The sequence below is a fragment of the Gemmatirosa kalamazoonensis genome (assembly GCF_000522985.1).
Lineage (GTDB): Bacteria > Gemmatimonadota > Gemmatimonadetes > Gemmatimonadales > Gemmatimonadaceae > Gemmatirosa > Gemmatirosa kalamazoonensis.
The window spans coordinates 2,557,661-2,569,723 of sequence record NZ_CP007128.1 but is presented as its reverse complement, the minus strand read 5'-3'; the positions used below and the strand labels follow the sequence as shown (position 1 = coordinate 2,569,723).

At 70.9% G+C, this 12,063-nt stretch carries 6 protein-coding genes; 1 reads left to right on the top strand and 5 read right to left on the bottom strand.

What is annotated here, in order from left to right:
* Positions 1–207 precede the first annotated feature (207 nt).
* Together J421_RS32720 and J421_RS11110 are read right to left on the bottom strand one after the other, a co-directional pair.
* Positions 208–2,520, bottom strand: a complete 2,313-nt coding sequence (locus tag J421_RS32720) for a putative oxidoreductase C-terminal domain-containing protein (RefSeq protein WP_025411252.1) — start codon at positions 2,518–2,520, stop codon at positions 208–210.
* Positions 2,520–3,971 (bottom strand): Gfo/Idh/MocA family protein, encoded by a 1,452-nt coding sequence (locus tag J421_RS11110; protein ID WP_025411251.1) that lies wholly within the window; start codon positions 3,969–3,971, stop codon positions 2,520–2,522. Before J421_RS11110 ends, J421_RS32720 begins: the two co-directional genes overlap by 1 nt.
* Before the next feature lie 187 nt (positions 3,972–4,158).
* Between J421_RS11110 and J421_RS11105 the strand changes: the two genes are divergently transcribed.
* Positions 4,159–5,607, top strand: a complete 1,449-nt coding sequence (locus J421_RS11105) for an arylsulfatase (protein ID WP_025411250.1) — start codon at positions 4,159–4,161, stop codon at positions 5,605–5,607.
* A gap of 125 nt (positions 5,608–5,732) precedes the next feature.
* Here J421_RS11105 and J421_RS11100 read toward each other — a convergent pair whose 3' ends face one another.
* From J421_RS11100 to J421_RS11090, 3 genes are all read right to left on the bottom strand, one after another.
* Complete coding sequence (locus J421_RS11100) at positions 5,733–7,088, bottom strand: RagB/SusD family nutrient uptake outer membrane protein (RefSeq protein ID WP_104022513.1); 1,356 nt, start codon at positions 7,086–7,088, stop codon at positions 5,733–5,735.
* Between the two features lies 1 nt (position 7,089).
* On the bottom strand, positions 7,090–10,149 hold the full coding sequence (locus J421_RS11095) for a SusC/RagA family TonB-linked outer membrane protein (protein WP_104022512.1): 3,060 nt from the start codon (positions 10,147–10,149) through the stop codon (positions 7,090–7,092).
* Between the two features lie 139 nt (positions 10,150–10,288).
* Positions 10,289–11,953, bottom strand: coding sequence for an FAD-binding dehydrogenase (locus J421_RS11090; protein WP_201773141.1), 1,665 nt, complete (start codon positions 11,951–11,953; stop codon positions 10,289–10,291).
* Between the last annotated feature and the right edge of the window lie 110 nt (positions 11,954–12,063).

Here is a 12,063-nt window from a genome sequence, read left to right as displayed (position 1 = left end):
AGGACGCAGAGGAGGCAGAGGCCGTGGAGGACTGCCTCTTTCTGCTCTTCTCGTATTGAACCACAGAGGACACGGAGGACACGGAGGAAACCAATAACGGTGGTTCTCCTCCGTGTCCTCCGTGTCCTCTGTGGTAAGAAGCCGTTGGTGTTCCTCTGCGGCGCTCTGCGTCCTCTGCGGTCGACTCACACAGCTAGAGCCGCCGAGCTAGCGCGACGCGCTCCGCGAGCCGTCGACCCAGCGCGTGAGCGCGGCGCTCAGATCCGACGGCGTCCACGGCGCGCGGCGCACCGCGACGCGGTAGCGCAGGTCCATCGTGCCGCCGGCGGGAATCGTGCGCACGGCGGGCGCGAGGATCGCGGCGCACATGAAGCGGAAATCCGCCGGCGCGGGCGAGTTGATCATGTACCACGGCGCCTCGCCCGCGGTGTTGGACGAGTCGCTGAGGATCGCGATCGCGCCGACGGGCTGGCCATCCAGCGTGAAGCTCGCGCCCGCCGCGACCGCGTTCGGCCGCGCGCGGTCGCGCACGAACTCCGTGACCGGCCCCTCGCTCGTCGTGAACGCCACGGCGAGCGGCGAGGCGGCGAGCCGCACGCTGAGCCCCGCGTAGCCACCGTTCACCGCGCCGTTAGGCTCCCCCGGCATGGGCGTGCGGTCGAGCACCGCGCCGTCCTTGCCGGCGGTGAAGCGCATCGTCCAGTCGATCGTGTACGCACCGCTCGCGTCGGGCGCCGAGATCTCGAGCCGCCGCGACTCGGTGAGGTCGACCTCGCCCGTCGGCTGCGCGTACGTGAGCTGCATGCGGATCGTCGCCGAGCCGTCGGGGCGCGCGTCGATCTGCGGCGCGCTCCACTGCGTCGCGCCCGCCGCCTGGCCGCTCGTGCGATCCTCCTCCCAGTAGTTCACGTGGTTGATGTACTTCCACGAGAACCACAGCCCGTAGTGCCACGGGTGGTCGGCCGGCTTGAAGTTCGTGAGGCTCGGCCCCGCGGCGACGGTGACCGGCTCGAAGAACGGCTTGCCACCGCGTGCCTTGTCGAACGTGAAGCGCCACACGAAGCCGTCGCCCGACGCCCACGCGAGCGAGCCTGCGTCACGGACCCAGCCGCCGGCGGCCGCGCGGGCGGAGTGACTCAGCTCGTACGCCTTCGCGAGCGTGGCGTACTTCACGAGCATGTTGGGCACCTCCCACGCCGGGAGCTTGCCGGCGCGGAGATACGACAGGTAGTCGTTGGTCACCTGCGCGAAGTGCTGCTCGTGCCCGATGTCGTACTTCGTCGGCACCACGAGCTGCCACTCGTCGCCGCTCGGCTGCACCTCGACGCCGGGATACGTCGCCTGCAGCGACGCGACCGCGGCGCGCAGCGCGCGCTCGAAGTCGGCGGCCGGCACGGACGCGTCGCGCCGCACGTAGAGCGTCGGCTTCCACTTCTCGGGCGCACCCTGCCGGATCTCGAGCGTCGCCTTCGTGCCGCGCAGCACCGAGTGGTGCTGGTCGCCGGAGCCCTTCGGCGCCTCGAAGTCCCACGTCGCCTGCACGCGCACGTTCACGCCGCGGATGCGATAGACCACGTCGCCGTTCGAGAAGTACTGCAGCGCGCCGTTGCGCACGTCGCCCTTCAGGTACGACGGGAACGAGTCGGCGCCGGTGACCGTCTTGTACTGCGCGGGCGTCACCGGCGTCGCCCACCGGCGCGACGACAGCACCGTGACGTCGCTCTCGCGCAGCGGCTGATCGGGGAACGCCTCCCACTGCACGAGGTCGATGAGGTGCGTGCCGACGTCCTGCAGCCCTTCCCCTTCCTGCTTCACGTCGAAGAACCACTCCGGGCGGCGGAGCGGCGTGCCGTTCACGTTCTTGTACAGGTAGTGGATGCTCTCCATCCGGATGCCGGGGTTCTCCGGCGTCCCCTTCACGAGCGTGCCGAACACGGCGGCGCGGTTCGCCAGCTCGCGCTGCAGCGTGTTCGTGATCTCGTGCCGCTCGGTCATGATGTCGTACAGCAGCACGCCCTTCGCGCGCGCGACGTCGAACGCCTTGCGGAGCTGCACGAGATCCGCCGCCGTGCGCACCATCGGCTTGTCGCCGAGCACGTTGAGCCCGGACTGCACCGAGCGGAGGATGTACTCGGTCTTGCGCGCGTTGTTGCCGGCGATGACGACGACGCTGCCCACCGGCGGCTTGTCGGCGAGCATGCGCTCGAAGTAGTCGGCGCCCGTGTACACGGTCTCCTTCCACTTCGTCGGCGACTCGGCGCGGGTGTTGAACGCGTCGATGCGCGCGAGATGCTGCTGCAGGTCGTCGCCCGCCGGCGCGTAGACGCGCACCGTCGAGTCGACGTCGGGGTACATGTACTTCTGCACGAGCGAGGCGTGGAAGTGCCCCGGATCGAGCGTGATGAGGTGGAACCGCGCCCCGGCGCTCGCCGAGGCGCCGTCCTTCGACACGGGCTGTGCGCCCGCCGCTCCTCCCGACGCGAGCACGGCGGCAAGCGCCAGCGTGAGCCGCGCGCGCATCAGCCGTTCGTCGCCTTCGTCACCTTCGTGCCGCGCGACCCCGCGAGCCGCAGCGCGCCGTAGCCGGGGCGCTCGGGACGCGTCAGCATCGCGTTCGCCTCGTCGTCGTTCACGAACCGCTCCGCCTTCGGGTCCCAGTTCAGCGGGCGGTTCAGCTTCATCGAGATCCAGCTCACGATGCACGCCGTGTTGCTGCGGTGCGCGATGTCGGCGGGGGCCAGCGGCGTGCCGCGCGACGCGACGTTCTCGAGCCAGTTCTTGTGGTGCGACGTGCTCGGCGTGAGGTGCACGGAGACGCCGTTCGGATCGAGCAGCTTCGCATCGCTCGCGTCGAGCGACTTCAGCGACGTCGCGCGGCCCTGCGGGTCGCTCGCCGTCTGGCTCGCGTCGCGGGAGACGAAGATCCACCCCTCGTCGCCGATGAACTTGATGCCGTTAGGCAGCTTGTCCGACACCCGCATGTGGATGTCGCCCGGGTACACGAGCTGGATCTCGTACGCGCCGTGCACGTTCCAGATGCGCTCCTGCGGCGGGAACTCGCCCTTGCCGTCGATCTTCAGCGGCCCGGTGTGCTCGAGGTCCATGCCCCAGTGCGCCGTGTCGAAGTGGTGCGCGCCCCACCCGGTGATCATGCCGAGGCAGTAGGCGTCGTTGCGCAGCCAGCCGGGACGCGAGTTCACGTCGGGATTGCCGTTGCGGTCGAGCCCCTGCGGGTGCACGCGCTGCTCGGTGTAGTACTTCACCGCCGTCGGCCCGAGCCACATGTCGTAGTTCAGGTTCGGCGGCACCGGCTGCTCCGGATCGTCCGGCTTCGTGGGATCGGTCGGGAGCCCGATCTCGACGTTCTTCAGGTGGCCGACGCGTCCGCTGCGCACGAGCTCCACCGCCTTGCGGAACTGCTCGTTCGGGCCCCACGACCGCTGCTGGCTGCCGACCTGCAGCACGCGCCCGGTCTTCTTCACCGTGTCGCGCAGCAGCACGCCCTCGGCGTGCGTCATCGTGAACGGCTTCTGCACGTACACGTCCTTGCCGGCGTACAGCGCGCGCAGCACCACCTCGGCGTGCTGGTGGTCGGGCAGGCTCACGACGACGGCGTCGATGTCGGGCCGCGCGAGGAGCTGCTTGTAATCGGTGAAGACCGTCACTTCGGGACGCGGGCCCGGCGCGTTCGCGTAGAGCTGCGCGATGCGCTGCTTGCCGCTCGCCGCGCGGCGCGAGTCGAGATCGCAGACCGCGAGGACGTCGGCGAGGCCGGAGCCGGCGACGCCGGGCATGTCGTGCGTCTGCCCGATGCGCCCGCACCCGATGTGGCCAACCCGGATCCGGTTGCTCGGCGCGTTCGGGCCGCCGCGCAGCCGCGACGGGATGATGAGCGGCACCGCGAGCAGGGCGCTCGACTGGACGAACGTGCGGCGAGTGATCGAGCCGGGACGGTCGGGGGACGAGCTCATTTCGGCGCTCCTGTGCGGGGGGCGTACGAGGGGCGGAACGTTCCAGGCTACGTACGAAGATACCTTAGCGTTGCGCCGCCCGGTCCAGCCTGGCGCAGTCGCGGACACGAGCGCTATCGTCGCGATGCCGGCCGACCCTCCCGCTCGTCTCCCCCCGCTCGGCCTCACGCGAGCCCCAGGATTCCCCGTGCGGACGACCGCCCGTCTCGCCCTCGCCGCGCTGCTCGCCAGCGGCTGCGGCGCCTCCGTCAGCGCCCCCTCGTCGCTCGTCGGCGCGTCGGTCGACCCGCCGAACGTGATCTTCGTGATGGCGGACGACCTCGGCTACGGCGACATCGGCCCGTACGGGCAGACCCGGATCCTGACGCCGAACCTCGACCGCATGGCGCGGCAGGGGCTGCGCTTCACGCAGTTCTACTCCGGCAGCACGGTGTGCGCGCCGTCGCGCAGCACGCTGATGACCGGAGAGAACACCGGCCACACGTTCATCCGCGGGAACCTCGAGTACCCGGGCGGCCAGGAGCCGCTCCCCGACAGCGTCGTCACGGTGGCCGAGGTGCTGAAGGCGGCGGGCTACGCGACCGGCGCGTTCGGCAAGTGGGGGCTCGGCGCGGCCGACAACGAGGGGAGCCCGCTGCGGCAGGGGTTCGACGAGTTCTTCGGCTACTACGACCAGGGCGCCGCGCACTTCTACTGGCCGGAGTTCCTGTGGCGCGGCGCGACGCGCGTGCCGCTCCCGAACACCGTGCACGCCGAGCAGCGCAGCCCCGGCGCCGGCCCGGCCATCGTGCGCGGCCGCTACAGCCACGACGTGATCGCCGAGGAGGCGCTCGGCTTCATCACCCGGCACCGCAGCGAGCGGTTCTTCCTGTACCTGCCGGTCACCATCCCGCACGCCGAGCTGCAGGCGCCGCCGGACGCGTACGCGCCGTACCTGAAGGACGGCCAGTCGGTGTTCCCCGAGACGCCGTTCGCCGAGAACCACTACGGCGCGCAGGCGATGCCGCACGCCACGTACGCGGCGATGATCTCGCGGCTCGACCGCGACATGGGCCGCATCCTCGACACGCTGCGCGCGTTAGGCATCGACCGCAACACGATCGTCTTCTTCACGAGCGACAACGGCCCGTCGGTCGAGGGCGGCAGCGACCCCGCGTTCTTCCACAGCGCGGGCGGCTTCCGCGGCGGCAAGCGCGATCTGTACGAGGGCGGCGTGCGCGTGCCGATGATCGCGTGGTGGCCCGGCCACGTCGCCGCGGGCGGCACGTCGGACCAGGTGTGGGCGCTGTGGGACGTGCTGCCGACCGTCGCCGACCTCGCGGGCGCTCGCACGCCGGAGGGGCTCGACGGGATCTCGATGGTGCCGTCGCTCACCGGCCGCGGCACGCAGAAGCAGCACGACACGCTGTACTGGGAGTTCTACGAGCAGGGCTCGTCGCAAGCCGTGCGCGCGGGGCGCTGGAAGGGCGTGCGCCGTCCGATGGTCACCGGCCCGCTCGAGCTGTACGACCTCGAGACCGACCCCGGCGAGACGCACGACCTCGCGGCGTCGCAGCCCGACGTCGCGGCGCGCATCGCGGGACTGCTCGCATCGTCGCACACGCCGTCCGTGCTGTGGAAGGCGCCGCGCGAGTGAGGGCCGCTTCGTATTGAACCGCAGAGGACGCAGAGGGCCGCAGAGGAGAACCAATCGCTGTTGGTTTCCTCTGCGGCCCTCTGCGTCCTCCGCGGTTCAATACGAAGAGCGAGAGGCCGGAGCCCTCAGTACCCCGGGTTCTGCGTGAGCTGCGGCGCGACGTCGCGGTCGCGCTGCGGGATCGGGAAGAGCATCTGCGTGAGCGGGGACTTCTTCAGCGTGAGGAACGTCGCGGCCATGCCGGTGCGCACCATGTCCGGCCACCGGTCGCCCTCGAACGCCAGCTCGAGCCGGCGCTCGGCGATGATCGCGTCGATCACTGCCTGCAGCGGCGTCCCGACGTTGACGGCGAACGGCGCGAGGCCCGCGCGGGCGCGCACCTTGTTCAGCTGCGCGGCCGCCTCCGGTAGGCGGCCGAGGCGCGCGAGCGCCTCCGCCTCGATGAGCACCACCTCGGCGTAGCGGATGATGTGCAGGTGCTCCGTGCCGGAGACGCTGCGGAACTTCGCGCCGAAGAAGCGCGAGCCGCTCTGCTGGATGTTCCAGGCGAAGCGGAGGTCGTTCGGCGAGTACGACGTGCGCAGGTCGGTCGTCGGTGCCACCTCGTAGCGGCCGCCGAGCGCCTTCGGGTAGTAGTAGTAGCTCTCGCTGTTCTGGTCGGTGTCGCTGAAGCGCAGGCGGAAGATGTCCTCCGCCGTCGTGGATCCGTTCAGCGTGAACAGGTCCTCGTACTTCGGCACGAGCGTGTAGCCCATCGCGTCCACCGACTGCGCGGCGGCGAGCGCGCCGGCCCAGTCGGCGCGATAGAGCTTCACGCGCGCCCGCAGCGCGCGCACCGCGCCGAGCGACGCCTGCAGCGTCTGCTTCGGGTTCGTGATGTTCTTCTCGGCCGCGTCGAGGTCGGCGAGGATCTGCTGGTAGACCTTCGCCGTGTCGGAGCGCGCGACGTTGCCCGCCTCGGCGGCGTCGGCGACGGGCGCCGTGACGATCGGCACCGCGCCCCAGAACTTCGTCGCGTTGTGCAGGCCGAGCGCGCGGAGGAAGTACGCCTCGCCGACGTACTGGTTGCGCGTCTTCGCGTCGAGGAAGCTCGCGTCGGGCATCTTCGCGAGCACGTTGTTGGCGTTGTTGATCCCGGCGTAGATCGCGCGCCAGATCCCCGCGACCGTGCTGTTGTCGGCGATGAGGAGGTTCTGGTCGGTCTGCCGGTACGTCGAGAACGTACCGCTGTGCTGCGTGTTGTCGCTCGCCAGGTCGCCGAGGATGACGAAGTCGGTGCCGTAGTACGACCCGCTCTGCAGCGCGTCGTACATGCCGGTCACCGCGGCGGCGGCGCTCACCGCGTCGGTGACCGCGGTCTGCGCCGCGACGACGGTGGTCGGCGGCGTGGTGAGGATCTTGTCGGCGCTGCACCCCGCCGCCGCCAGGGCGAGGAGGGTGACCGGCGCCAGAGCTCGGATGCGCATGGTGGCGTTGGTCATGTCAGAAGTTGCCGCTCAGGCCGACCGAGATGGTCCGGGCGCGCGGGTAGGCGTAGAAGTCCTGGCCTAACGAGATGTTCGCGTTCGAGCCGTTGCTGTTCACGTCCGGGTCGTAGCCGAGGTACTTCGTCCACAGCTTCAGGTTGCTGCCCGCGACGTAGAGCCGCGCGTTCGACACGCCGGTGTGGCTCATGAGGGCGCTCGGCAGCCGCACGCCGAACGTGACGTCCTGCAGGCGCACATACGACCCGTCCTCCACGTAGCGGCTCGACACGATCTGCGCGCCCGAGGTGCCGTCGAAGCTGGCCCGCGGCACGTCCGTGACGTCGCCCGGCTTCTGCCAGCGCTTCAACACGTTCGAGATCTTGTTGTCGTAGTTGTAGCCGGAGTCGTCGGAGTACTCGCGGAACAGGTCGAACACCTTCGCACCCTGCGAGAACTGCACGAAGACGTTCAGGTCGAGGTTCCGCCACGTCATCGTGTTGCGCACGCCGCCGAAGTACTTCGGGTGCGGGCTGCCGACGTACTGCCGGTCGGCCGACACGGGGCTCTTCGTGATCGTGCCGTCCTTCTTCTGATACTGCGCGTCACCCGTCTGCGGATCCACGCCGACGAACTTCTGCGTGAAGAAGACGCCGATCGGCTGACCGATCGCCACGTAGTTCACGCCGCCGATGCCGCTGGCGAACGGCTGGTCCTGATACAGCGCGGTGACCTTGTTCGCGTTGTGCGACAGGTTGACGTCCGTCGTCCAGTCGAACCCGCCCCTCCCCTTCGACCGGAAGTTGACCGTGGTGAGCTGGAGCTCCGCGCCGGCGTTCTTCACGCTGCCGACGTTGTCCCAGATCGACGCGAAGCCGCTCGTCGTCGGCACGGGACGCGACACGAGCAGGTCCGTCGTGTTCTTGCTGTAGTAGTCGGCGATCACCGACACGCGGCCGTCGAGGAACGACAGGTCGAGGCCGATGTCGCTCTCGCGCGTCGACTCCCAGCGCAGGTCCTCGTTGCCCAGCGCGGCCGGCGCGATGCCCGCCGTGCTGCCGTAGTTCGCGCGCGCGTACGACGTGAGGTAGCCGTAGAGCGTGGGGATGGACTGGTTGCCGGTCGTGCCGTAGCTCGCGCGCAGCTTCGCGGTCGCGAAGCGGCGCAGGCCGGAGAGGAACCGCTCGTCGCTCAGGTTCCAGCCGAGCGACGCGGCCGGGAACACGCCCCACCGGCGCGACTTGCCGAAGCGCGACGACCCGTCGGTGCGGAGGCTCGCCGTGAGGAGATAGCGGTCCTTCAGCGAGTAGTTCGCGCGCGTGAACGCGGAGAGCAGGTTGGCCTGCGTCGCCTGGCCGTCGTAGTTCACGATCTTGCCCGCGGTGCCCGGGTACTGGAACTGGTCGTTCCCGAAGCCCTCGCCGCGCAGGTACAGGATCTCGTTGTGGTTGAACTCCGTGCCGGTGCCGACGGTGACCGTCAGCTTCTGCGCGTTGGAGCGGAGCGCGTCGAGGTCGGCGAACGCCTCGCCGACGTACTTCGACGCCGTGGTGTTGGCCTGGCGCGCGACGCCCTGCGCGCCCACCGCGTAGGTGTCGATGACGCGCGGCGAGTCCCAGCGGCGCTCCTGGTAGTCGTAGACGTCGGCGCCGACGCGGCCGTTGATGCGCAGGCGGCTCGTCGCCTCGAACGCGGCCTCGATGTTACCGAGCGCGCGGAGCGTGTTCGCGGGCGCCTTGTTGAACGTCGCGATCGCCACCGGGTTCGCGTACGCGAGCCCCTCGCTGGACGTGCTGAACTCCGTCGTGCCGGGCTTGTAGATCGGCACGTTCGGCTGGTTCGCCTGCGAGTTCGCCTGCGCGCCGACGATGGTGTTGTCGTTCTCCGTGCGGTCGAAGTGCTCGCGCGAGACCGCCACCGACGAGCGGAACGTGAGCTTCGGCGTCGCCGTGAGGTCGACGTTGACGCGGCCGCTGCCGCGGTTGTAGCCGCTCCCCATCACGATCCCGTCCTGGCCGAAGCGCGAGCCGGAGATGATGTAGGAGAAGCGGTCGCCGCCGCCGTTCGCCGTGAGATTGAAGTTCGACACCGGGGCGCGGCGCAGCACGGCGCTCTGCCAGTCGGTGTTCGTCGTGTCGTCGACGCCGGGCGTGAACCCGAAGTCCGCCGGGTCCTCGTCGTCGTTCTTCGCCGCCTCGTTCATGAACGCGACGTACTCCTTCGCGTTCAGCAGCGGCAGCCGGCGCGCCGACTTCTGCCCGCCGTAGTACACGTCGAACGAGAAGCGCGGGGCCGAGGCGTTGCCGCGCTTCGTGGTGATCATCACCACGCCGTTCGACGCGCGGGATCCGTAGATCGCGGCGGCGGCGGCGTCCTTCAGCACGTCGATGCGGTCGATCTCGTCGGGATTGAGCCCGGTGACGGCGGTGATGCCCTGCCCGCCGAAGCCGATCTGGGAGACGTTGTCCTGGATCATCGGCACGCCGTCGACCACGTACAGCGGCTGGTTGCTCGCCGAGATCGACGAGGCGCCGCGGATGCGGACGGTGATGCCGTTGCCCGGGTTGCCGGCGTTCTGGGTGACCTGCACGCCCGGCGCCTTCCCCTGCAGGGCGGCGTCGACGCCGGCCACGGGGGTGTTGCGGACGTTCTCGCCGCCGACCTGGGCGACGGCGCTGCTCACCTCCGCGCGGCTGCGCGTGCCGTAGCCGACGACCACGACGTCCGACATGATGGCCGCCTGGGCCCGGAGCACGAAGTCGACGTCGGCGGTGCTGCCGGCGACCAGGGTGACCTGGCGCGACCGCGGCTGGAAGCCGATGCGCTGGGCACGAATGGTCACGGTGCCGGCGGGGACGCTCCGCAGCAGGAAGCGCCCGGCGGCGTCGGTCTGACCGCGCGCCGTGCTCCCGACGACGATCTGCGCGTTCGGAATCGGCTGGCGGGTAGCCGAGTCGACCACGCTGCCGCGGACGACGGCGGTGGGCTGTGGCTGGGCCTGAACGGCGCGCGCGCCGCTCGCGAGTGCAGCCTGGCCGGCGATGAGCCCGAAGGCCCAGGCCCGGATGCAACGTCTCATGGATGATCCTCCGGAGGGGACGAGGGGGCGGGACGGCTGGGGGAGGGATGACGCCCGGCCCGCGGGGCAGACCCCGGCAGAGCCTGGGGCGTCACGGCGCGGGGGGTTCCGCGCGGGGAACGGGCGCGCTCCGGGTGCGCTACCGTACCGACGACGCCGCCGCCCGCCCCGCCGTCCGACCCGAGAAGATGCACCCGCCGAGGAACGTCCCCTCGAGGGAGCGGTAGCCGTGCATGCCGCCGCCGCCGAAGCCGGCGACCTCGCCGGCGGCGTACAGGCCGGGGAGCGGCGTGCCGTCGTCGCGGAGCACGCGGGCCGAGAGGTCGGTGGCGAGGCCGCCTAACGTCTTGCGGGTGAGCACGCGCAGCCGCACGGCGATGAGCGGGCCGGCGGCGGGATCGAGCAGCCGGTGCGGGCGCGCGACGCGGATCAGCCGGTCGCCGCGGTACGCGCGGGCGCCGCGCAGCGCGACGATCTGGAGATCCTTGCAGAACGGGTTGTCCAGCTCCCGGTCGCGCGCCGCGACCTCCGCCTCGAGCGCGGCGGCGTCGACGAGCGGCTCGCCGACGAGCGCGTTCATGCCGCGCACGAGCTCCGGCAGCGTGTCGCGCACCACGAAGTCGACGCCGTTCCGCTTGAACGCCTCCACCGGCGGCGGCGCCCCCTTGCCGATGCGGCCCAGCACCCCGCGCACGCTCTTGCCGGTGAGATCGGGGTTCTGCTCGGAGCCGGAGAGCGCGAACTCCTTCTCGATGATCCGCTGCGTGAGCACGAACCACGACCAGTCGTACCCCGTGCGGACGATGTGCTCCAGGGTGCCTAACGTGTCGAAGCCCGGGAACAGCGGCACCGGCAGCCGCCGCCCGCGCGCGTCGATCCACAGGGACGAGGGACCGGGGAGGATGCGGATGCCGTGACGGCTCCATACCGGCGCGTAGTTCTCGATCCCCTCCGTGTAGTGCCACATCCGGTCGGGGTTGATGACGCGTCCGCCGGCGCGCGTCGTGATCTCCAGCATCCGTCCGTCGACGTGATCGGGCACGCCGCACAGCATGCGCGCCGGCGGGTCGCCGAGCCGCGCGGGCCAGTTGCGGCGCACGAGCGCGTCGTTCGCGCCGATGCCGCCCGACGTCACGATCACCGCCCCGGCCCGCAGCGCGAACTCGCCGACCGTGCGCCGCGCGCTCGGCGCGCCGCGCGGCGCGTCGCTCGGCTCCAGGATCTCGCCGCGCACGCCGTCCACCACGCCGTCGGTCGTCGTGAGCTCGCTGACGCGATGCCGGAAGCGCAGCGACACCAGCCCGCGCGCCTCGCCGTCGCGCACGCCGCGCGCGAACGCGTCGACGATCGCCGGCCCGGTGCCCCACGTGACGTGGAAGCGCGGCACCGAGTTGCCGTGCCCCGTGGCGAGATAGCCGCCGCGCTCCGCCCAGCCCACGACGGGGAAGAAGCGCAGCCCGCGCGCGCGAAGCCACGCGCGCTTCTCGCCGGCGGCGAAGTCCACGTACGCCTCCGCCCACCGGCGCGGCCACTCGTCCTCCGCGCGGTCGAACCCCGCGGTGCCGAGCCAGTCCTGCCACGCGAGGTCGCGCGAGTCGCGCACGCCCATGCGGCGCTGCTCCGGCGAGTCGACGAGAAAGAGCCCACCGAACGACCAGAACGCCTGCCCGCCGAGGCTCTGCGGCGGCTCCTGGTCGACGACCACGACGCGCCGCGCCGCGTCGACGAGCTCCGCGGCGGCGACGAGGCCGGCCAGTCCCGCTCCCACGATGATGACGTCGGCGTCGTGCATGTGCGCGCGCATGTGCCGGCGAAGATACGTCGCCGGCCGCACCCCGTGAACGCCATTTAGCCTTCCGCCGGGGAGGGCGCGCGACAGATTGCGCGGATGCCCTCCCGACCCGTTCCCGGAGC